Source organism: Allobranchiibius sp. GilTou38 (assembly GCF_017565325.1).
In the GTDB taxonomy this organism is placed as follows: domain Bacteria; phylum Actinomycetota; class Actinomycetes; order Actinomycetales; family Dermatophilaceae; genus Allobranchiibius; species Allobranchiibius huperziae.
In genome coordinates this window covers 1-21872 of the sequence record NZ_JAGEKN010000004.1, presented here as the reverse complement: position 1 = coordinate 21872, position 21872 = coordinate 1, and the positions used below count along the sequence as shown (strand labels likewise).

Genomic DNA, 21872 nt, shown 5'->3' with positions numbered 1-21872 from the left:
GTGGGGAGGAGCGCGGGCAGCACATCAGCAGCGGTCGGCTACCGGATGGACGCGTCGGACATTCTCGGACGTTCGAGATAGGGGAGCCCTGGGAGCGGCGCGTGCGATGCGGCGTTCGCCACGACATTGGCCGGGACCCATCCCCAGCCGCCGTCGGAGTCGTACGCGATGTCGGCCTGGGTGTAGAGCCATATCTGAGCCACCGGCGCGCCCGAGTCGCCTGCATCCGCAGTCCCGTGCGTCTGCCCGAGGAACCAGTTGTTGCCGGCGTGCAGGAAGCCGGTGCGGCACGAGCGGGCGTTCGGCTCGGCGTACGTGTGGGTGCCTGCCCACGTGCAGCACACACAGGCTTGGACGACGACGGGACCGGTGCCGCTGTCCGCTCGGCGACGCTCTGGCAGCAGCACCGGAACGGTGTGCAGTCCTCTGGCACGCCGGCTGCGGACGCGGGCGTTCTCCGTGGGCAGCTGCAGATCCTCGTCCGCGCGGATGCGACGGGTCAGGACGCCGTCGAAGAGGCGGTCGAGCGCGAGCGCCCATTCGTGCGCCTCCCGCGGGGTGGCGCCGAGGGCCAGGACGAGGGTGTCGAGCCGGTCCGCCGGCGGCAACGACGTCCCGGCGAGATAGCCGTGCAGAGAGGACCGGGGGATGCCGGTCGTCCGGACGAGGCTGTCCAGACCGATGCGCTGCCGCGATGCCCCTGCTGCGGCGCGGCGTCGCAAGTGGTCCAGTGCGAGGACGAAATCTGCTTGATTGCAGATCGATTCGGGCCGCGGTGTAGTGCAGCTCGTGGCGTGTCCGGTCACTCGAAACCCCCGAGAATCCAATGGTTTTCCCGTGCAATGGATCGAGAATGTACGCGCGCCACCTTGAGATCCGAGGAATCTGCCCCGGCCGATCTCGTAGAGCGATACGGGTCGGCGCATGCGCGCGCCCCGGGCGCGACCACGAATCGGCGGTCGGGTGTACATACTGAGATGCATGGCTGATCAATACACCCTGACCGACCCGACCAAGATGTATGCCGACATCGACACGACCGCTCAGTACCAGGACGGTCCCGGTCTCGATGCCGACCTGGACAACCCGGCCGACCTCGGCGAGGAGACCTACCGCGGCAGCGGTCGGCTGCGGGACCGCAAGGCCCTGGTCACCGGGGGTGACTCGGGCATCGGCGCAGCGACGGTCATCGCATTCGCCCGCGAGGGTGCGGACGTCGTCATCTCCTACCTTCCCGAGGAGGAGAAGGATGCTCAGCGCATCAAGTCTCTGGTGGAGCAGGCCGGTCGCAAGGCGGTGCTCGCTCCCGGCGACCTGACCGACGAGCGCTACTGCACCTCACTGGTGGAGACCACCGTCCGGGAGCTGGGTGGGATCGACATCGTGGTGTCCAACGGTGGCCGCCAGCAGCATGTCGAGGACCTGGCCGACCTCAGCTCCGCGCAGTTCGACGACACCTTCAAGACCAACGTCTATGCGCTGTTCTGGATCGTGAAGGCGGCCCTGCCCCACCTGCAGCCGGGCTCGGCGATCATCGGCACCTCGTCGATCCAGGCCTATCAGCCCTCGCCGAACCTGCTCGACTACGCCACCACGAAGGCTGCGATCAACACCTTCTGCAAGGGCCTGGCCCAGCAGGTGGGACCGAAGGGGATCCGTGTGAACGTCGTGGCGCCCGGCCCGGTCTGGACGCCGCTGCAGACTGCGGGCGGTCAACCGCAGGAGGAGCTGCCGGAGTTCGGCCAGTCGACGCCGCTCGGTCGGGCGGGTCAGCCGGCGGACCTCGCGCCCGCGTTCGTGTACCTGGCCTCCGCAGAGTCCAGCTTCGTGTCGGGGGAGACCCTGCACGTCAACGGCGGCATGCCCACACCGTGACCGCTCCCCATTGGATGAACGGTGGGGTTCAGGCGCTCTGGCACGGGGGCGACCCCGTGCCCGGGCCGCTCGACGGGCGTGATGACGCCGGGTACGCCGATCTGCGCGACTACGCCTCGATCGGCGACGGCCGCACGATCGCGCTCATCGCCCGCGACGGCTGTATCGACTGGCTGCCGCTGCCCAATCTGGACTCGGCGCCGCCCTTCGCCGCGCTGCTCGATGCCGAGAACGGCGGGCGCATCGCCTTGGCGCCGGTGGAGCCCGCCACCATCGAACGCCGCTACGTGCCGGGCACCAACGTGCTGGAGACGACCTACACCACCGCGAGCGGTCGCGCCCGGGTGACCGACTCGCTCAACACCGGGCTCGCCGGCCGGCTGCCCTGGTGCGAGCTCGGGCGCAGGATCGACGGCTTGGAGGGCAATGTGCTGTTGCGGGCGCACGTCGTGCCCGGCACCTGCCTCAACACGGCCTCGCCCTGGGTCTACGACTCGGTGCACGGCAAGGTGCTGCGACTCGATGGGCTGACCATGGCCGTGCGCACACTCGCGGAGGAGTCGGTGGAGGTGACCACGAGCTCGATCGCGGTGGACTACCGCACGAGTCCCGGCTCGCGACACCTGCTCGGCCTGACCAGCACCGACAGCGAACCGCTCTACCTGCCCACCCCACAGGACATCGACGACGGCGTGGACCGCACGATCGCGAACTGGCGCACGTGGAGCGAGGCGTTCGGGTGGGACGGCCCGTGGCAGGAGGAGGTGCAGCGCAGCGCCCTGATGCTCAAACAGCTGATCTTCGCGCCGACGGGCGCGCTCGCTGCGGCCGCGACGACGTCGCTGCCGGAGTCGCTGACGAAGGACAAGAACTGGGACTACCGCTACTCCTGGGTGCGCGATACGGCGTTCTCGCTGACGGCGCTCTTCCGCTTCGGCGTGCGCGAGGAGACCCACGGTGCCATCAGCTGGATGCTGCGGATTCTGCGCGAGCAGGGGTCACAGCCGCAGGTGCTGCAGCGGCTGGACGGCGCCCAGCACCAGGATGAGCTGCACACCTACGACGTCCCCGGATGGCGCAACGTGGGGCCGGTGCGGTCCGGCAACCAGGCCGAGACTCAGTTGCAGCTCGGCATCTACGGCGACATCTTCAGCATCGTGCAGCTCTACGTCGACAACGGGAACGTGCTGGACGAGGGCACCGGCCGGCTGCTGACGACGGTCGCCGATCTCGCGTGCGACCAGTGGCGCAGCCCCGATTCCGGCATGTGGGAGCTGCCGGAGCAACGGCACTACACGACCTCCAAGCTCGGCTGCTGGCAGGCGCTGAAGCACGCGGCGCACATGGCCGACATCGGTCAGATCCCCGGCAGCGTCGACCGGTGGCGCCACGAGGCCGACGCGATCAGGGAGTGGGTGGAGCAGAACTGCTGGAACGAGGAGCTCGGCGCGTACGAGTGGTACCCGGGCAGCGGCACCCTCGACGCCTCGATCCTGCTGCACGCGATCAGCGGGTTCGACCGCGGTGAGCGGATGTCGCGCACCCTCGATGCGCTGGAGAAGCACCTGGGCGACGGGCCCTACCTCTACCGGTTCACCGGCGCCGCCGAGGAGGAGCTGACCTTCACGGCCTGCTCGTTCTGGCGTGTCTCGGCATTGGCGTTGGTGGGACGCGTCCGCGAAGCGCGCGACCTGATGGAGGAGCTGGTCGGCAGTCTGAACGACGTCGGCCTGCTCTCGGAGATGATCGACGCCCGCACCGGGGCGTTCGGCGGCAACCTGCCGCAGGCGTTGTCGCACCTGGCTCTGATCAACGCGGCCATCACGGTGCACAGTGAGGAAGAGGGTCGCCAGCAGGATCCGCTGGACGACGGCGACGGCTGATCGGCTGGTGAGGGCTCGACGATCGGCGCGGTGCGGTTACCCCCCTAGGGGCGGTGCGGCCGGTCGGATGTCCTGGCACCGTTGAACTCGTAGTGAGGACGGTGCCACGACAGAGGTGCTCGGCCCGGGCCCGGCCGGGCCCCTACGGCACGTCCACAACCGGTGAGGAGTCGTGGACATGGGCGTGCCTGAGGACATCGAGGCCATCATCGGGATCCTGTTGGTCATGGGTGGATTGCCATTCGCGATGCAGTGGCTGGACCAGGCGATGGATCAGCCGTCCGCGACGCCGAGTCGGCGACGGCATCGCGAGAAGTCCTGGCGGGAGTAGAAGCACGAGCTGTCGACGATCTCGATCCTGACGGGTCGTGGACCGCGTGGCGTCCGCTGATCGCAGTGGAACCCCGCCCGCGCGCGTGGCGGGTGTGCAGAGGTGGTTACGCAAAGGTAACCTCTGGTTCGCGACGCGTTCCTGGCCGGCCCGGGACGCTCCCTTTCCCGAATGCCGGGGTCGGGGTCGAGCGCGCAGGCCACTTCGTCGATGAGGTATTCCAGAATGGAAAGCGCCCTGCGCGCTGCACGAGGCCGCGAACGACGCACCCTCGTCGCCGCCGTCGTGCTCATCCTGGCCGCCGTCTCCTTGGCCGTGGCGGGTGTGATGTTGTGCGTTCTCGGTGTGGGTGAACGCTGGCGTCTCGTCATTGCCGCCGAATCATGCCTTGCGGCCGTGGGTGGGTTCATCCAGGCCGTTCGCGTTCGCAGCGACCGCCGAGCACGGAGTGTCCTGAACAGTTGAGCGGCGCGCCGCGTGATGAGTACTGCAGAAGAGCCAGGAGTGCCTGGCGCTGACTCAGCCGTGGCCGAGAGTCTTCTTGTACCAATGGCCGCCGACGTAGTACACCCAACCCCACACGTCGAGACTGTCCAGGACGCTCCAACTGACCTTGCTGCTGCCGCTTGCGTACAGCGTCGCGACTGGTGCTGAGCGCTCCTGCAGACCCGAGCGCCACACCGCGATATCTCCTGCCGGGCGCGTGGTGGCAGCTGAGGGTGCGCGCGAATGCATGCCGCGCCACATCACCCCCACCCGATCACGCCCCTCGGCCGACATCCGCCATCGATCGGAGGGCACCCCCACCGCCGACATGAACTCCTCCGATCTGTCCCGCGACAGTCCACCGGGACAAGGCCCGCCCGGAACCGGATCAGCTTCTCCGGACACGGGTGGTGTGGTGACCATGCCGCCGGTGGGGCAGCTTCGTGAAGCTGTCCGAGGGCGAGCCACGGCACGTCGTACTGAGGTCTCGGCACGCATTACCGGCCGGGAGAGGGGCTCCCTGAGCGGCAGGATCTGTCATGGTGTCGCGGGTGTCCCGTAAGCAACAAGACTTGTCGGTGCCGGTGAGCCCTCTCCGAGTCGCAGGCTTGGCCAACACCGGCAGCATCTTCCAGACGAGCCTGCAGGTGCGGGTCGTCGGCGACCTCGTCCATGCCTGGGTGCCCACCGGGTCGCGTTCCTCGCCGCCGCACTTCCACGGACGCGTGGACACGGGCAGCCGTCAGCCGTATATCCGAGGCACGGTGCGGGAGGCGTGGATGGAGGGCAACCTGCCGCGCCTGTGGTGGGGCCTGACGGTCTGGATGGTCCTCATCGCCGTCTTCGGGATCGTGACGCTGGCGCACGGGGACCGGGTGGGTCTCGCGCCGCTCCTGATCGGCATCTTCGGCGGCGTGGGGTTCGCCGGCCTCGCCGCCGTCTCATCGAGCCAGCGCGGGTCGTGGTTCGACGACAAGTACGAGGAGCTGAACGACGAACTCACCCGGTGGGCCGCCACCTCGTCGTGACCACAGCACGTCCGGCCACTTCGGGCGTAGCCGCTGACGCCGCCGTTGACGTGAGCCGACGGGTGCGTGACGGTCACGAGACCCGATGGGTGGGGTGGTTTTCATGGAGGGAGAGGCAGATGACCGACCGGCATCCTGAAGTGAGCCCGTTCCGCTTCGGCGTCGTGACGCCGTTCGGGCCCGATGTCGCGGGCTGGACCGAGACGGTCCGCCGCATCGCCGGCCACGGCTACTCGACGGTGCTGATGCCCGACTTCCCACGCCTGCAACCCGCCCCGGCGGCCGCGCTCGCGGTCGCTGCGACCGTCGCCGACGTGCGGGTGGCACCTCGGTGTATGCCGCCCCGCTACGTCGGCCGTGGCTGACAGCGTGGGAAGCCCACTCGCTCAACGAATCCGCAGCTTCGACAGCACGCGCAAGGTCGAGCTCTCGATGCACGTCCCGGTGGTCGGCGACAGCGTGTCGCCGTTCATGGCGCCCCCGGACATCGACACCGGATCGCTGCGGGAGACCGACTCACTCGCCTACCTGCCGCTCGATCCCGCCGCCGCGGCCGACGAGCTGCGTCGGCGGCGCGAGGAGCTCGGCGTCTCCTACATCGCCTTCGGAGCCGATGTCGCGGACACCTTCGCGCCACTTGTCGCCGAACTCGCCGGCCGCTGATCGGGGTCGCCGCGCCGAGGACGTCCGTACGCCGAGCTTTCAGCGGGCGATGCGCTCCAGGTTGGTCCAGCCGGTCCAGCCGCGAGCCTGTAGCAACGCCAGCAGCGTTCGCGCGGCGGGGACCGCGTCCATGAAGACGGAGTCGAGCAGGGCCGCCAGGTCACGCGGCACTCTGCCGGAGATGCGCTCCGCACCGTCGGACGCGTCGTACCAGCCCTCCAGCGCGGCGACGAGTTGGTCCGCGATCGCGGGGAGGCGGGGGTCGGTCGCGTCCCAGTCGATGGTCGCCGCCATGTCGCGGTAGAGCTCGAGGGTGGCCGGATCGTCGAGCTGCTGGTTCTTCATGGCCATGTAGAACGGCATCTGTTCCGGCAGTCGCGCGGCGACCAGGATCCAGGCGTCGCGCTCGCCGGCCACGAACCGCTCGGCGAAGCCCAGCTCGTGCAGTCTCTCGAGGTAGGCGACCGCCTCGGCCGGGAGCGCGAGGCTGTCGCCCGCGGCGAGCTGGGCGATCCGCCGTAGGTGACGCTGCCGGTCGCGTATCTCGGCCCGCAGGCGGCGGCCGACGTCCGCCACCGCCGCCGCGAACGCCTCGTCATCGGCCGAGAGCAGTTCGCGCACCCTCGCGAGCGGCACGCCGGCGTCGGCGAGCGTACGGATCCTGATGAGCTCGACCACGGCGCCCGCGTCGTAGCGCCGGTATCCGGACGCGTCCCGCTCGGGCTCGGCGAGCAGCCCCGTCGCGTGGTAGTGCCGCACCGCCCGCACCGTCACACCGGCGTACGCCGCGAGCTCGCCGATCGTCAGCATGACCCTTCTCCTCATGTGCGTCCGACCGGTCAGGTGAGCCTGCTGCGGTAGGTGCGCGTCGCCAGGACGACCGCGAGGAGCAGAAGGCCGCTGCACCATGCGAGCGCGATCCAGACGTCGTGGCCGACCGGCTGCTCGGCGTACAGGTGACGGATGGTGTTCACGATCGAGGTGACCGGCTGATGTTCGGCGAACCACCGTACCGGGCCGGGCATCCCGGAGGTCGGCACGAACGCGGAGCTGACGAACGGCAGGAAGATGAGCGGGTAGGAGAACGCGCTCGCGCCGTCGACGGACTTCGCCGTGAGGCCGGGGATGACCGCGAGCCAGGTCAGGGCGAGCGTGAAGAGCACCAGGATGCCGGTGACGGCGAGCCATGCGCCGAGGCCCGCGCCGGAGCGGAAACCCATCGCGATCGCGACCAGGACCACGAGCACCACGGAGATCGCGTTGGCGACCAGCGAGGTGAGCACATGCGCCCAGAGCATCGCGGATCGACCCACCGGCATCGACTGGATCCGTTCGGCGATGCCGCTCGACACGTCGGTGAACACCCGCAGTGCGGTGTACGCGACGCCCGACGCGATGGTGATGAGCAGGATCCCCGGCAGGAGGTAGTCCACATAGCTGCCGCCGGTGTGGATCGCCCCGCCGAAGACGTAGACGAAGAGCAGCAGCATGGCGATCGGGGTGATCGCGGTGGTGATGACCGTGTCGGGGCTGCGCAGCACGTGACGCAGCGAACGGCCCAGCAAAGCAACGGTGTTGGCGAACGAAGTCGTGTTCATGACTGGCTCCTCACGGACGCGTCGTCCCGGTGGCCGACGATGGACAGGAAGATCTCCTCGAGGGTGGGTTGCTTCTCGACGTACTCGACCTCGGCCGGTGGCAGCAGCGTCTTGAGCTCCGCGAGCGTGCCGTTCGCGATGATCCGGCCCTCGTGCAGGATGGCGATCCGATCGGCGAGGTGCTCGGCCTCGTCGAGGTACTGGGTGGTGAGCAGCACCGTGGTGCCCTGGCCGGCGAGTTCGCGCACGATCGCCCAGACGTCGAGCCTCGCCTGCGGGTCCAGGCCCGTGGTCGGCTCGTCCAGGAAGAGCACCTGCGGGTCGCCGATGAGGCTCATCGCGATGTCCAGGCGGCGGCGCATCCCGCCGGAGTAGGTCGACACGCGCCGAGTGGCGGCGTCCGTGAGGCCGAACCGTTCCAGCATGTCGTCGGTGACGGCCCGTGGGTCCTTCATCCGGCGCAGCCGGGCGATCAGGACCAGATTCTCCCGGCCGGTCAGGATCTCGTCCACCGCAGCGAACTGCCCTGTGAGGCTGATGGATCGGCGTACGTCGGCCGCCTCGGCGCGGACGTCGTACCCGTTGACGGTGACAGCACCCTCGTCGGCCTTGAGCAGCGTCGACAGGATCCGCACGGTGGTCGTCTTGCCTGCTCCATTGGAGCCGAGCAGGGCGACGACGGTCCCTGCCGGGACGCTCAGATCGACGCCCCGGAGCACGTCATGGTCGTTGTAGCACTTGGTCAGCCCCGCGATCTCGATCGCTGTTCTCGTGGTCATGCGAGCACTGTGCAACCCTGACGCTGCGTCAAGGTCAAGCCGCCGCAGCATCGTGATGGTCGAGCTGCCCACCCCGACCTGGGTTAGCGTGTGCGGCGTGCTCGGACCGGCTCGCATGGCGTCATCGGGCCCCTGGGCATGGTCGTTCCTGATCGGGCTGTCCATCTCGATCGTGGTGAGCCTCGCGTGGTGCGCGCTGCTGGCCCGCATCCTGCACCGACGACGTACCGGGGCCTGGAAGCCGCAGCCGGGCGGGCGTACGGCGGTGCAGGGTGCGTTTCGCCGCCACCCCGGCATCGCGCTGGCAGTCGTCACCGCGATCATCGCCGTCGCGTGCTGGGGCCCGCTGTGGCCGCCGGACCCGGCCTACCACCAGTGGCGTCTCGCGCACGGGACGGTCTACTTCACCCGGAAGGTCCGCGTCGACACGGGGCGGGAGACCGCCACCTACACCGTGGCGTCGATGGGCGACCAGAACTACGCCCTGGTCGCCAACTCCTCGCGCCGGCACATCGTGTCCGGCGACTACCTGACCATGCGCTGCGAACGGGTCTCGCGACACGTCACCCCGTTCGCGTTCGAGTGCCGGGTCAGCGGCGACTCCCCGAATCCGGAGTTCGCCTCCGTCCTGCGGCAGAGCGGCATCACGCCCTGACACCACCCCGCAGCCCACGTCCCGTCTCGAGCATCGAGACGGCTGTCTCGCGCAACGGTTCTTTAACACCGTGAGCCGATTCGCAACACGTCCGTAACACGTTGCGCGTCCAGGTGAAACGCCGTTCGCGGACAGTGATCGCCCATGACGACCCTCTCAACACTCGCGACGGCCGATACGCCGTTCACCGACAGCGGGAACACCGCGTGGGTGCTGGCTGCGGCCGCCCTCGTGCTGTTCATGACCCCCGGACTGGCGTTCTTCTACGGCGGCATGGTCCGTACCAAGAGCGTCCTCAACATGATGATGATGAGCTTCATCAGCATGGGCACGGTCGGCACCGTGTGGGTGCTCTGGGGCTACAGCGAGGCCTTCGGACCCGACCTCGGCGACAAGGGCCTGCTCGGCAACCCCTTCAAGGAGTTCGGCCTGCACGGCGTCCTCGGCGCGATCTACGGCTACACGCCGGCCGACGGCAGCACGCCGGCAGCAGGAGGCATCCCCGGAAGCGCCTTCGTGGCGTTCCAGGTGGTCTTCGCCATCATCGCGGTCGCCCTGATCTCCGGCGCCATCGCCGACCGTGCGAAGTTCACGACCTGGACCGTGTTCACCGTCCTGTGGGCCACGCTCGTCTACTTTCCGGCGGCGCACTGGGTCTTCGCCTTCAGCGGGTACGCCGCCAAGACCGGTGGCTGGATCGCGAACGGCGGCGGATTCCTGCACGGGCACGGCGCGTACGACTTCGCCGGTGGCACCGCGATCCACATCAACGCCGGTGCGGCGGGCCTGGCGCTCGCACTCGTGCTCGGCAAGCGGATCGGCTTCGGCAAGGACCCGATGCGTCCGCACAACCTGACCCTGGTGATGCTCGGCGCGGGCATCCTGTGGTTCGGCTGGTTCGGTTTCAACGCCGGGTCCGCTCTCGGCGCCGGCACGCAGGCCGCCGGCGTCTGGGTCAACACGCTCGCCGCGACCTGCACGGCGATGCTCGGCTGGCTCATCGTGGAGAAGGTGCGCGACGGGCACCCGACCTCCCTGGGAGCCGCCTCCGGCGTCGTCGCCGGACTGGTGGCCATCACCCCGGCCTGCGCCACGGTCACCCCGGTCGGCGCCCTGATCGTGGGACTCGCCGCCGGCTCGATCTGCGCCTTCGCGGTCGGTCTGAAGTTCAAGCTCGGCTTCGACGACAGCCTCGACGTGGTCGGCGTGCACCTGGTCGGTGGTCTGGTCGGCACCCTGCTGATCGGCCTGCTCGCCAGCGTCAACAGCCCCACCGGTCTGGCCGGAATCAAGATGCAGGAGGGTCTTTTCTACGGGGGAGGTTTCCTGCAGCTGGGCGTTCAGGCGGCCGCCGCGATCAGCGTGATGATCTTCTCCTTCGTGGTCACCTACATCATCGGATTCGCCCTGGAGAAGACCATGGGCTTCCGGTTGCACGAGGATGACGAGGACGCGGGCATCGACTCCGCCGAGCACGCCGAGACCGGCTACGACCTGGGCAACCTGTTCAGCGGCCGGATGGGCGTCGGCTCGCACGCTGTCCCGCATGACGCCCGCCACCACGACGAAGAGGAAGTGAAGGCATGAAGCTGGTCACCGCCATCATCAAGCCGTTCAAGCTGGACGAGGTCAAAGAGGCCCTGGAGGCCTACGGCATCGCCGGAATGACGGTCAGCGAGTCCAGCGGGTACGGTCGCCAGCGCGGGCACAGCGAGGTCTACCGCGGCGCCGAGTACACCGTCGACTTCGTGCCCAAGGTGCGCGTCGAGGTCATCGTGGAGGACATGGACGCCGGCAGCGTCGTCGACGTGATCGTGAAGGCGGCGCAGACCGGTCGGATCGGTGACGGCAAGGTGTGGACCGTGCCGGTCGAGGACGTGGTCCGGGTGCGTACCGGGGAGAAGGGCGCCACGGCGCTCTAGACCTCCGCCCGGCAGCATCACCGCGCACGAGATCGGCCGGCGTCCCGTCGACGGACGGGACGCCGGCCACCGTCCGTACGGGCGAACACGTCTGCCGCGCAACGCCGTACGTCGACGAAGGGGAGGCGACCATGGGAACGATCCCGGTGGATCACACAGGCAAGCGACTGGATCTCGCGGGCACCCGCGACTTCACCCGGCCCGGGGCCGGTGAGCAGCGGCGCGCCCGCCTCGCGGCGTACGGACGCAGCTGGCTCGGCGACCTGTGGGACGAGGCGGTCGCGCCCTTGCGTGGGACCCACGATCAGGGGGTGGCCCTCGCGGCCGTCGGGAGCCTGGCCCGCGGGGACGGCGGCCCGTTGAGCGATTACGACCTCGTGCTGGTGCACGACGGTCGGTCGATGGACGCTGGGGATGTGACGGCGCTCGCGGACCGCATCTGGTATCCGGTCTGGGACGCCGGAGTGCGCCTCGATCACAGCGTGCGGACCCTGGGGGAGTGCCGCAGCGTCGCCTCGGCGGACCTGTCCGCCGCTGTCGGGATGCTCGACCTGAACTGGATCGCCGGCGACCCGCTCGTCGTGTCGGGGATCCGCACCAGCATCGCGCACGACTGGCGCGGCAACGCCCGCAAGCGCCTGCCCGAGCTGCGCGAGAGCCTCGAGGCGCGCCACCAGCGCAACGGCGACCTGACCACGGCGATCGAGCCGGACCTGAAGGAGGCGCGCGGCGGTCTGCGCGACATGACCATCCTGCGGTCCCTGACCGCGGCATGGCTTGCGGACCGGCCGCACGGCGACGTGGACGCCGCGTACGGGCGCCTGCTCGACGTGCGCGACGCGTTGCACGTGGTCACCGGCCGCGGCCGGGACCGTCTCAGCCGCGAGGACCAGGACGGGGTGGCGGCGCTGCTCGGTCACCTGGACCAGGACGCGCTGCTCACCGAGGTCGTGGAGTGCGCGAGAGCGATCAACTTCGCCCTCGACGGGACCTTCCGACGCGCCGCCCAGAGCCAACGCGCCCGCACCCTTCGGGTGGGGCCCCGTCGGCCGCTGCTCCACCCCCTGGGATACGGCCTCTACGAACACGACGGCGAGGTCGTGCTGGGCCAGGGCCTGTCGCCCAGAGGCGATTCGTTGCTGCTGCTGCGCGCCGCAGCGGCGTCCGCGCGGCGGCGGCTGCCGCTCGCTCCCGCCACGGTGGCCAACCTGACGCGCGACCTGGTGGAGCCCACCCGACCGTGGACCTCGGAGATCCGGGACGCCTTCGTCGACCTGCTGGCGGCCGGGCCGGGTCTGCGCCAGGTGTGGGAGAGCCTCGACCTCGCCGGTGCGATCGCGTTGTGGGTGCCTGAATGGCGGGCCGTACGCAGCCGCCCGCAGCGCAACGCCGTACACCGCCACACCGTCGACCGGCACCTGATCGAGACCGTGGTGGAGGCCTCGCAGGCCCGTGCCGAGGTCGACCGGCCGGACCTGCTGCTCGTGGTCGCGCTGCTGCACGACATCGGCAAGATCGCCGGCGTGCACGACCACGCGGTGGAGGGTGCTCCCGTGGCGGCCAACATCGCGCGTCGGATGGGCTTCGTCGGAGACGACGTCGACGTGATCGAGCTCCTGGTGCGCGAGCACCTGACGCTGGTCGATCTGGCGACGCGCCGTGACGCCCAGGACCCGGCGACGGTCCGTGCGCTCATCGACGCCGTCGAGGGGCGCCGCGACATCCTCGACCAGCTGGCCGTGCTCACCCAGGCCGATGCCGTCGCCGCGGGACCCAAGGCCTGGACCACCTGGCGCGCGGGGCTGGTCGCCGACCTGGTGCGACACACCCGCGCGCAGCTCGGCGAGCACCACACCGTGCCGGCCGAACCCGCCGACGCCACAGCGCTGCTCGGCCCGGACGCGGTCGACGACGTCGCCATGGGGATCGCGTACGTCCACATCGTGCCGACCCCACGGGGCGCGTCCATCCAGATCGCCGACCGTGACCGGTTGGGCCTGTTCGCCGACACCGTCGGCCTGCTGGCGGCAGCCGGTGTGGTGGTGCGGACCGCACGGGTCCGCACCGCCGACGGGATCGCCGTGAACAGCTGGGAGGTGGAGTGCCCGGGCGGCGATCTGCCCAACCCGCAGGACGTCTCGCGCGGGCTCGGCCTGCTGGCCGCGGGCGATCGGGGCCCGCTGCGCGCACTGGAGCGGCGCCGTCGTACGCCGGTCCCGGATGCCCCGACGACCCGCGCCACGGTCATCCCGGGCGGCTCGGCGGACGCCACGGTGATCGAAGTGCGATCCACCGACCGGCCCGGGCTGCTGCGCGACATCGGTATGACGTTCGCCAAGTGCGGGCTCGCCGTGCGCTCGGCGCACGTCGCGACGTACGCCGGTCAGAGCCTGGACACCTTCTACGTCACCGCTGCCGGTGGCCGTCCCGTCGAGCCTCCGGCCGTCGCGCAGGTGATCGCCGCCCTGATCGACGCCTGCGACAGCTGACCCCGCCACTCCCGCGCGTTCAGCTGGGCTGCAGCTCCTGCGCCAGCATCACGATGATGCCGCTGGGGCCGCGGACGTAGGCGAGCTTGTGGACGTCCTCGTAGGTCGCGACGCCCCGAAGCGGGCCGTAGCCGTGCCTGGCCACGATCCGCGGGGCGTCGTCGATGTCGTCGACCGAGAACGCCACGCGGCGCATGCCGATCTCGTTCGGCGTCGTGGGTCCGGACTCGATCGCGTCGGGGTGCAGGTACTCGAGGAGTTCGAGGCGACCGCCCCCGTCCGGCGTCTGGAGCATGGCGCGCACGCTAGCTCCCCGAGAATCGCGACGCGCTCAGATCCCCGCGCGGGCGAAATCACGGATGTAGAGTCCGAACTCCAGGCCCAGATAGGGGAACAAAGTGACTTCCAGTGCCTTCGGCCGTACGTCGACCGCTGCCCGCCGTCGGAACCTGCGACACTCCCTGACCCGTGCCGCTGCCATCGCTGCCTCGGCGGCGGTGGCGACCGTCGGCGCGGTCGGTACCGCGGCCGCCGCGCCCGGTCGCAGCGGCCCGGCCAGACCCGCCGTCAGCGCGAGCGTCCTCGGACCGAACGTCGTCGTCTTCGACCCGAGCATGTCGACCGCCGAGATCCAGGCGAAGGTCGATGCGATCGCCAACCAGCAGATCACCAACCAGTTCGGCCCTCAGCGGTACGCGCTGCTCTTCAAGCCGGGCACCTACGGCAGCGTCGCCGACCCCCTGAGGTTCCAGGTCGGCTTCTACACCGAGGTCGCGGGCCTCGGCCAGAACCCCGACGACGTCACGATCAACGGGTCGGTCGACGTCTACAACCAGAGCGACGGCACCGCGCTGGACAACTTCTGGCGCTCGCTGTCCAACCTGCACATCGCCGTCACGGGGCCGGGCGGCAACGGGAACGCCGGCTGCTACGCCAACACCGAGTTCTGGGCCGTCTCGCAGGCGGCGCCGATGCGCCGGGTGGACGTCACCGGGAACACGACGTTCATGGACTACTGCACCGGGCCGTCCTACGCCAGCGGTGGTTTCGTGGCCGACACGTCCTTCGGAGGCGCTACGCCGATCAACGGCAGCCAGCAGCAGTTCTACGTGCGCAACAGCACGATGGGCGGCTGGAGCAACGGCGTCTGGAACCAGGTCTTCTCCGGCGACGTCGGCGCCCCGGCCCAGAGCTTCGGCACGACGAACGCCGACGGCTCGGCAGCGGCGCCGTACACCACCCTCGACACGACTCCGGTCTCCCGCGAGAAACCGTACCTGTACGTCGACGCTCACGGCGCGTACCGCGTGTTCGTCCCCTCAGCGCAGACGAACTCCAAGGGCACCACGTGGCAGGGCGGTCAGACCCGTGGCCGCTCCCTGCCGCTCAGCAGCTTCTACGTCGCGAAGCCCGGCGCCTCGATCGCGAAGATCAACTCGGCACTGGCGCAGGGCAGGAACCTGCTGCTCACCCCGGGGGTCTACGCGACGAACCGTTCGATCGACGTCAAGCGTGCGGACACCGTGGTGCTCGGCCTGGGACTGGCCACCATCGAACCGGACGCGGGCAACATCGCGATGACCACGGCCGACGTCCCGGGCATCGACGTCGCGGGCATCATCTTCGACGCCGGGGCGAAGAAGTCCCCGGCCCTGCTGCGGGTGGGCAGCGACCACGCGGGTCGCGGCCACGGCAACCCGCACCGCTCCAGCGCGGCCGACCCGACGGCCCTGCAGGACGTCTTCTTCAGGATCGGCGGCGCTCATGTCGGGCGGGTGGACGACGGGCTGGTCGTCAACAGCGACCACACGATCCTCGACGACATCTGGTCCTGGCGTGCCGACCACGGGCAGAACGCCGGCGACGTGGGCTGGACGGTGAACACCGCCAACGACGGGGTGGTCGTGAACGGTGACGACGTCACGGCCACCGGGCTCTTCGCCGAGCACTACCAGAAGTACAACGTCCTCTGGAACGGCGAACGCGGCGAGTCCATCTTCTTCCAGAACGAGTTGCCCTACGACGCACCGGACCAGGCCGCCTGGAGCCAGCACGGCGAGCCCGGTTACCCCGGCTACAAGGTGGCGAACTCCGTGCGGACCCACGCCGCCTACGGTCTGGGCAGCTACATCTACACCAACGTCAACCCGTCGCTGCACGCCGCGAACGGCTTCGAGGTGCCGAACACGCCCGGCGTGGCGATGCACGACATGGTCACCATCTCGCTCAACAAGGCCGGGACGATTGACCACGTGATCGATGGTGTCGGTGCACCTGTCACGCCGACCTTCCAGGGACCGAGCGACGTCACCTTCTACTCCAACGGCGCGACGTCCTGACGCGGGTGATGCCGGGCGTGCCGGGCCTGTCGCGCACGGCCCATAAACTGTAGGGCGTGTTCAACACTCTCTCGGACCGGTTGACGGCCACCTTCAAGAACATCAAGGGCAAGGGGCGGCTCAGCGAATCCGACATCAACGCCACCATCCGGGACATCCGGATGGCGCTGCTCGATGCGGACGTCTCGACGACGGTGGTGCGCCATTTCACCTCGCGGGTGCGCGAGCGTGCCTTGGGCGCCGAGGTCAGCAAGGCGCTGAACCCGGGCCAGCAGGTCGTCAAGATCGTCAACGAGGAGCTGGTGGAGATCCTCGGCGGCCAGACCCGGCCGCTGACGCTCGCCAAGCGACCGCCGACCGTGATCATGCTCGCCGGTCTGCAGGGCTCGGGTAAGACGACGTTCGCGGGCAAGCTCGCCCGCCGGCTGCGCGACGAGGGCCACTTCCCGGTGCTGGTCGCCGCCGACCTGCAGCGCCCCAACGCCGTCACCCAGCTCGAGGTCGTCGCGGAGCGCGCCGGGGTGCCGTGCTTCGCGCCCGAACGCGGCAACGAGGGCGGCGCCGCCCAAGGCGCGGAGGGCACGACGTCGTACGGCGACCCGGTGTGGGTCGCGCAGGCCGGCGTCGGTCAGGCGCGGGTGCGCCAGTACGACGTGGTCATCGTCGACACCGCCGGCCGCCTCGCGGTGGACGAGGCGCTCATGAAGCAGGCGGCCGACATCCGCGAGGCCATCCAGCCCGACGAGGTCCTCTTCGTCATCGACGCGATGATCGGTCAGGCCGCGATCGAGACGGCCCTGGCGTTCCAACAGGGCGTCGACTTCACCGGCGTCGTCCTGTCCAAGCTCGACGGCGACGCCCGCGGTGGTGCGGCGCTGTCGGTCGCCTCGGTCACCGGTCGCCCGATCATGTACTCCTCCACGGGCGAGGGCGTGAAGGACATCGAGGTCTTCCACCCCGATCGGATGGCCTCGCGCATCCTGGACATGGGCGACGTCCTCACCCTCATCGAGCAGGCCGAGCGCGCGTTCGACCAGCGCCAGTCCGCCGAGATGGCGCGTAAGTTCATGGACGAGGAGGACTTCACCTTCGAAGACTTCCTGGAGCAGATGAACGCCATCAAGAAGATGGGCAACATCAAGGCGCTCATGGGGATGATGCCCGGCATGTCGGGCATGCGCGAACAGTTGAACAGCCTCGACGAGCGGGAGTTCGTCCGCGTCGAGGCCATGGTGCAGTCGATGACCAAGTTCGAGCGCACCCACCCCAAGGCCATCAACGGCTCACGCCGCGCCCGCATCGCGGGCGGCTCGGGCACGACGGTGTCCGAGGTCAACCAGCTGCTGGAGCGCTTCACCCAGGCGCAGAAGATGATGCGCCAGATGCGCCGCGGCGGGGGTATGCCCGGGATGCCGGGCATGGGTGGCATGCCCGGCGGCGGCGGTGCCAAGCGCGCCAAGCAGCAGGTCAAGAAGAAGGGCAAGAGCGGCAACCCGGCCAAGCGCGCGCAGCAGGAGCAGGCCGCGCTGGCCAAGGCATCCGACGCCCGCGAGCGGTCCTTCGGCAACGCGTTCGGCGCGGGCGCCGAGGAGCCGACCGAGGACGTGAAGCTGCCCAAGGGCTTCGAGAAGTTCCTCGGCCAGAAGGACTGACAGGCCTCCTGACTCGGGTCAGCTGTCGCTGGGCGCCTCTCCGAGGATCGGGCGCGGGTCGAACGCGACCCGGATCTTCGCGATGCGGCCGTCTTCGACGTGCATCCAGTTGACCGTCGGCGTGGGCGGCGCGTCTTTGGTGAGCAGGTCGTACCAGGTGATGACGTCGGGACCGTCGACAAGCATCCGGACGATCTGTATGCCGGTCATCATCCGGCTCATGCCCTGCAGACCCTGCAGGCACTCGTCGCCGGAGTCGGCGGTGCCGAGGGGTCCGCGGAACGTGGCGTCGTCGGCCAAGACCCTTCGGAGGCGGTCGAAGTCGTGCGCCGTCCACGCGGCGTAGTAGGTGTTCGCCAGGGCCCGCGGGCCCGTCCGGGAGGCGAGCCACTCCTCGAACGTGGTCGACGTGATGCGGGCAGCGCCGCTCGGTAGCAGGACCTCCCCGGCCATCGAGGTGCCGAACGGGTTGTCACGCCAACTGGCGTGCACCTGGGTGGAATCACCGTGCGCGGCGAGGGTGCGTCGTGCCATGTCCACGAGGTCCTGCGTGTCGGGGCCGGCGAGGTCCGCCGTACGGCCCTGCGGGTCGCCGAGCGCGAGCTCGACGAGCACCTCCGCGACGTCGGCGACATCGACCGGCTGTACGAGGAGTGGCGCGACGGTGGCGACACCGTCCGCGGTGGCCCAGCTCACCGCTGTCGCGGCGAAGGTGTGGAACTGGGTGGCGCGCTGGATCGTCCACGGGATCGGGCCGGACTGCACCTGCTCCTCCTGAGCGACCTTCCCCAGGTAGTGCCCGTTGTCGGGCACGGCCTCGATGTTCACGATCGACAGCAGCACGTGGTGCCGCACGCCCGCGCGCTCCTCAGCGGCCAGCAGGTTCTTGCTGGTGCCGGTGAAGAACGCCACCGCCGCGTCAGCGTCGGTCTCGTTCGTGTTGAGCACGTCGATCGCCGCGACGGCTCCGGCAAGGGCGTCGTCGAGCCCCTCACCGCTCATGACGTCGACGCCGCGGGCGCGCGACACCTCGACCGCTTCGTGGTCCTTCGCATGGAGCGCGGCGACGACCGCCTCGCCCACCTGCCCCGAGGCACCGATCACTGCAACTCTCGCCATGCATCGGATCCTTCTCAAAGCGGTGGCCCATAGCAACCCCTCGGTGCTGGCAGGGAGCCGAACGGACGTGGCGCGCGTCGGAGGGATAGGTCCACGCACGCCAGGTGTGGGCCGATCCATCACGCCCGGCCCGAAGGTTCGCCATGCTCCAAGTGCATTTCACACCCGCCGATCTCGGCCACGTCATGCTTGCGCCCGGTGTCAGCAGCACCTGGGAGATGATGCTCAGCGCGCAGCATCTGCAGTCTGATTCGCCCCCGCGCAGGTACGCCGAGTGGCGTGTGCGGGTCGCTCGCAGCGGCCTCGCGGCCCCCGTGGCGACGCTCCTCGCCGGCTGTCTGACGCCCGCGCGCTCTACCTCGCAGCTGTGCGGCACACAGACACTGGACCACTACTGGGAGTCTGCACTGGCGCCGTACTGGCCCGCTCTGCAGTTGCGCGTCGCCGCCGACCTGCAGGAGCGCGCCCACCGGCAGGCCGTCGGCGGACTGTCCGCGCTGCTTCAGGACATCTGCAGAGGTGCGGTCTGGGCGCATCCGGTGCTGCGTGTGCCCGGTCTCCCGAGCGGTGACGTACGGCTGGAGGGCGGCGGCCTGCTGGTGCAGCCCGCCTACTTCTGCCCGCCGGGGCGAGCACTGCTCGTACGGCACCGCGACCGTCACGTGCTCGTGTGTCCCGTCGCGCAGGCGGGGCGTCTGCTCACCGGCGCGCCCGATGCCGACCTCGCCCGGCTGATCGGACCGGCTCGGGTGGAAGTGTTGCGGGCCACCCAGATCCCGGGCACGACGAGCGAGATCGCCGAGCGCCTCGGGACCAGTGTGCCGAGCGTCTCCCGTCACGCCGGGGCGCTGGCCGCCGCACATCTCATTCATTCCCGTCGCAACGGTCGCAGCGTGACTCATTCGATTTCTTCGCTCGGCGTGGAACTTCTCGGCACCCGGGCCCGTCAGAGCATTGCTCCACGAAGTTCGGTCGCGTGATATCGCACAGCGAATCCGGTCGGAATGTCGGGGCGACATCGCAGGACGGAAGAGCCGCCCTCGTTCTTGAAAAGGAAGAGCAATGAGCACCGTCACCAGGAAAGTCATCCACGGCACCACCGCGCTCGCGCTGAGCAGCGGAATCGCGGCCGGAGGAGTCGTCGCATTCGGCTCCGGAGCCGCCCACGCGTCGACCCGCAACGGCGCCGTCTGCCACGTCTACGGATCGGCCAGCAAGGTGCAGGCCGCCATCGTCAACACGGCGTGCGCCGAGCTGAAGAAGGGCACCAAGTACTCGTGGAACGGCGGCCACCACAAGAAGCCGGGCAAGTCCACGGGTTCGGTCTATGACCAGGGTGGTGAGTACTACAACGACACCCACAAGGTCGGATTCGACTGCTCGGGCCTCGTGCGGTGGGCCGTCTACAAGGGCACCGGCCGCGACATCGGCGCCGGCGCCTACACCGGCGTCGAGGGAAATGCGTTGCGGCAGCACGGATGGAGGAAGGTCTCCAAGGCGACTGAGCCCGGCGACGTCGTGGTCTACCCCGGTCACACCGTGATCTACATGGGCGCCGGCAAGGTCGTGCAGGCCGAGGGCGACGTGGCCGGTCTGACGACTCAGAAGCTGTCCACCGAGAGCGAGCGGGTCACCGGCATCTACCGGTACGCCGGCAAGGGAAGCACCCCGCCGCCGACCAAGCCGGCGCCGCCCGCCGAGCACCACCCGAAGAAGGTCTACAAGGACGTCTGGGCGCAGGCTCCGTCGTACACCAAGGCCTCCGGCGGCAGGAAGGTCGGGGTCCTGCACACCGGTCGCAATTACTTCTACTGCCAGTCGAAGGGCTCCGAGGTGCATTTCGACGGTTACCGCAACAACTGGTGGTTGAAGACCGACGACGATTCCGGCAACGCGAATGTCTGGGTCAACGCCACCCACGTGAGCGGGGGCGCGAACGACGCGCGGATTCCCGGCCTGCGCACCTGCTGACCGTTATTTGCGGACCCCTGAATCCCGAAAGGAAGACGATCATGAAGAATTCCAGAATGGTGGCGCGGTCGGTGGTGGCGCTGGGCGTTTCCGGCGTGGCGGTGACCGGTATGGCCACCGGTGCGGTCGCCGTGGGCCACCACACCGCCGCAGCATCCGCCAGCGCGACGACCTGCGCGAGACACTCCGACGACGCGGCGCTCGCACGCAAGGTGTCGGGTCACTTCCACGGCGCACGACTCGGCAACTCGGTGGACGCCCAGCAGATCGCCTGCGCCCGGGCCATCGTCGCGGGTACGAAGTCGATCGGTCTGCCCAAGCGGGCGGCGTACATCGCCCTGATGACCGCGATCACGGAGAGCACGCTGCACAACCACAAGGGCGGTGCCGACGACAGCGTCGGGCTGTTCCAGCAACGCCCCTCGCAGGGCTGGGGCACGGTGACCCAGTGCCGCACCCCGGAGCACGCGACCCGCACCTTCCTGAAGCACATGCTGGCCGACTACGCGCACGGTGGCTGGAAGACCACCGACGCGGCGAAGGTGGCGCAGCGCGTGCAGATCTCGGAGTACCCGTCGGCGTATGCCGATGAGAGGTCGCCCGCGAAGGTGCTCGTCAACGCACTCTGGGACACCAAGACACCGCCGACGAAGCCCGCTCCGCCGACCAAGCCGGCGCCGCCCGCCAAGCACCACCCCAAGAAGGTCTACAAGAACGTGTGGGCGCAGGCGTCTTCCTACACCAAGCCCTCAGGTGGGAGGAAGGTCGGCGTGCTGCACACCGGTCGCAACTACTTCTTCTGCCAGTCCAAGGGGTCGGAGGTGCACTTCGACGGCTACCGCAACAACTGGTGGCTGAAGACCGACGACGACTCCGGCAACGCGAACGTGTGGGTCAACGCCACGCACGTGAGCGGTGGCGCGAACGACGCGAGGATCCCCGGGATCCCCGCCTGCTGACCCGGTCTCGCAGATGAGAAGGGCAGGACGCATGGAGCGTCCTGCCCTTCTCATCTGCGTCATCTGGGCGCGGCGAGCTACCGAAGGTTTGCGCATCTATGCAAATGCTGGTCGGCAGCGTCA

Annotated in this window: 22 protein-coding genes and 1 pseudogene; 16 read left to right on the top strand and 7 right to left on the bottom strand. The window is 69.3% G+C overall.

Features of this window, described 5'->3' with window-relative positions; translation table 11 throughout:
• Positions 1-38 precede the first annotated feature (38 nt).
• Entirely contained in the window at positions 39-722 is a 684-nt protein-coding gene (locus JOB34_RS01930; RefSeq protein WP_208051153.1) for a hypothetical protein, read from the bottom strand.
• 259 nt (positions 723-981) lie between these two features.
• Here JOB34_RS01930 and JOB34_RS01925 point away from each other — a divergent pair, with 259 nt between their 5' ends.
• The 4 genes from JOB34_RS01925 (at position 982) to JOB34_RS01910 (ending at position 4554) form a co-directional block, all read left to right on the top strand.
• Complete coding sequence (locus JOB34_RS01925; RefSeq protein ID WP_208051152.1) at positions 982-1875, top strand: SDR family oxidoreductase; 894 nt, start codon at positions 982-984, stop codon at positions 1873-1875.
• 14 nt (positions 1876-1889) lie between these two features.
• Positions 1890-3758 (top strand): glycoside hydrolase family 15 protein, encoded by a 1869-nt coding sequence (locus JOB34_RS01920; RefSeq protein WP_208051392.1) that lies wholly within the window; start codon positions 1890-1892, stop codon positions 3756-3758.
• A gap of 178 nt (positions 3759-3936) precedes the next feature.
• Positions 3937-4089, top strand: a complete 153-nt coding sequence (locus tag JOB34_RS01915) for a hypothetical protein (RefSeq protein ID WP_208051151.1) — start codon at positions 3937-3939, stop codon at positions 4087-4089.
• 225 nt (positions 4090-4314) lie between these two features.
• On the top strand, positions 4315-4554 hold the full coding sequence (locus JOB34_RS01910; protein ID WP_208051150.1) for a hypothetical protein: 240 nt from the start codon (positions 4315-4317) through the stop codon (positions 4552-4554).
• 54 nt (positions 4555-4608) lie between these two features.
• On the opposite strand, the gene JOB34_RS01905 is transcribed toward JOB34_RS01910, so the two are convergent.
• Positions 4609-4905 carry a hypothetical protein gene (locus tag JOB34_RS01905; RefSeq protein ID WP_208051149.1) on the bottom strand — a complete coding sequence of 99 codons (297 nt, stop codon included), beginning with the start codon at positions 4903-4905 and terminating at the stop codon, positions 4609-4611.
• A 254-nt stretch (positions 4906-5159) separates the two neighbouring features.
• Between JOB34_RS01905 and JOB34_RS01900 the strand changes: the two genes are divergently transcribed.
• The 3 genes from JOB34_RS01900 (at position 5160) to JOB34_RS17300 (ending at position 6266) form a co-directional block, all read left to right on the top strand.
• Positions 5160-5603, top strand: a complete 444-nt coding sequence (locus JOB34_RS01900) for a hypothetical protein (RefSeq protein WP_208051148.1) — start codon at positions 5160-5162, stop codon at positions 5601-5603.
• A gap of 119 nt (positions 5604-5722) precedes the next feature.
• Complete coding sequence (locus JOB34_RS17305) at positions 5723-5968, top strand: hypothetical protein (protein WP_243757520.1); 246 nt, start codon at positions 5723-5725, stop codon at positions 5966-5968.
• Between the two features lie 4 nt (positions 5969-5972).
• Positions 5973-6266, top strand: coding sequence for a hypothetical protein (locus JOB34_RS17300; protein ID WP_243757519.1), 294 nt, complete (start codon positions 5973-5975; stop codon positions 6264-6266).
• A 39-nt stretch (positions 6267-6305) separates the two neighbouring features.
• Here the strand turns inward: JOB34_RS17300 and JOB34_RS01890 are convergent, their stop codons facing one another.
• The 3 genes from JOB34_RS01890 to JOB34_RS01880 are packed head-to-tail and all read right to left on the bottom strand — an operon-like array spanning position 6306 to position 8643.
• The gene (locus JOB34_RS01890; RefSeq protein WP_208051147.1) at positions 6306-7076 is read right to left on the bottom strand and encodes a MerR family transcriptional regulator; all 771 of its coding nucleotides are present in this window, start codon (positions 7074-7076) and stop codon (positions 6306-6308) included.
• A 29-nt stretch (positions 7077-7105) separates the two neighbouring features.
• On the bottom strand, positions 7106-7864 hold the full coding sequence (locus JOB34_RS01885; RefSeq protein ID WP_208051146.1) for an ABC transporter permease: 759 nt from the start codon (positions 7862-7864) through the stop codon (positions 7106-7108).
• The gene (locus JOB34_RS01880) at positions 7861-8643 is read right to left on the bottom strand and encodes an ATP-binding cassette domain-containing protein (RefSeq protein WP_208051145.1); all 783 of its coding nucleotides are present in this window, start codon (positions 8641-8643) and stop codon (positions 7861-7863) included. The genes JOB34_RS01885 and JOB34_RS01880 overlap by 4 nt, the downstream gene beginning before the upstream one ends.
• Before the next feature lie 115 nt (positions 8644-8758).
• Between JOB34_RS01880 and JOB34_RS01875 the strand changes: the two genes are divergently transcribed.
• The 4 genes from JOB34_RS01875 (at position 8759) to JOB34_RS01860 (ending at position 13709) form a co-directional block, all read left to right on the top strand.
• Positions 8759-9298 (top strand): hypothetical protein, encoded by a 540-nt coding sequence (locus JOB34_RS01875; RefSeq protein ID WP_208051144.1) that lies wholly within the window; start codon positions 8759-8761, stop codon positions 9296-9298.
• Between the two features lie 144 nt (positions 9299-9442).
• The gene (locus JOB34_RS01870; RefSeq protein ID WP_208051143.1) at positions 9443-10885 is read left to right on the top strand and encodes an ammonium transporter; all 1443 of its coding nucleotides are present in this window, start codon (positions 9443-9445) and stop codon (positions 10883-10885) included.
• Complete coding sequence (locus JOB34_RS01865) at positions 10882-11220, top strand: P-II family nitrogen regulator (RefSeq protein WP_179479744.1); 339 nt, start codon at positions 10882-10884, stop codon at positions 11218-11220. Before JOB34_RS01870 ends, JOB34_RS01865 begins: the two co-directional genes overlap by 4 nt.
• 131 nt (positions 11221-11351) lie before the next feature.
• Positions 11352-13709, top strand: coding sequence for a [protein-PII] uridylyltransferase (locus JOB34_RS01860; RefSeq protein WP_208051142.1), 2358 nt, complete (start codon positions 11352-11354; stop codon positions 13707-13709).
• Positions 13710-13728: 19 nt separating this feature from the next.
• On the opposite strand, the pseudogene JOB34_RS01855 reads toward JOB34_RS01860, so the two are convergent.
• Positions 13729-14019, bottom strand: a pseudogene (locus JOB34_RS01855) (VOC family protein); the annotation flags it as partial.
• 88 nt (positions 14020-14107) lie between these two features.
• Between JOB34_RS01855 and JOB34_RS01850 the strand changes: the two are divergent.
• Positions 14108-16048 carry an adenylyl cyclase gene (locus tag JOB34_RS01850; protein WP_347813684.1) on the top strand — a complete coding sequence of 647 codons (1941 nt, stop codon included), beginning with the start codon at positions 14108-14110 and terminating at the stop codon, positions 16046-16048.
• A 56-nt stretch (positions 16049-16104) separates the two neighbouring features.
• Positions 16105-17700, top strand: coding sequence for a signal recognition particle protein (ffh, locus tag JOB34_RS01845; RefSeq protein ID WP_208051141.1), 1596 nt, complete (start codon positions 16105-16107; stop codon positions 17698-17700).
• 18 nt (positions 17701-17718) lie between these two features.
• Here ffh and JOB34_RS01840 read toward each other — a convergent pair whose 3' ends face one another.
• A complete protein-coding gene (locus JOB34_RS01840; RefSeq protein ID WP_208051140.1) occupies positions 17719-18819 on the bottom strand; it encodes a nuclear transport factor 2 family protein in 1101 nt (366 codons plus the stop codon).
• A 143-nt stretch (positions 18820-18962) separates the two neighbouring features.
• Between JOB34_RS01840 and JOB34_RS01835 the strand changes: the two genes are divergently transcribed.
• The 3 genes from JOB34_RS01835 (at position 18963) to JOB34_RS01825 (ending at position 21749) form a co-directional block, all read left to right on the top strand.
• The gene (locus JOB34_RS01835) at positions 18963-19799 is read left to right on the top strand and encodes a helix-turn-helix domain-containing protein (RefSeq protein ID WP_208051139.1); all 837 of its coding nucleotides are present in this window, start codon (positions 18963-18965) and stop codon (positions 19797-19799) included.
• 82 nt (positions 19800-19881) lie between these two features.
• The gene (locus JOB34_RS01830) at positions 19882-20790 is read left to right on the top strand and encodes an NlpC/P60 family protein (RefSeq protein WP_208051138.1); all 909 of its coding nucleotides are present in this window, start codon (positions 19882-19884) and stop codon (positions 20788-20790) included.
• Between the two features lie 41 nt (positions 20791-20831).
• A complete protein-coding gene (locus JOB34_RS01825) occupies positions 20832-21749 on the top strand; it encodes a hypothetical protein (RefSeq protein ID WP_208051413.1) in 918 nt (305 codons plus the stop codon).
• The last annotated feature ends 123 nt before the right edge of the window (positions 21750-21872 follow it).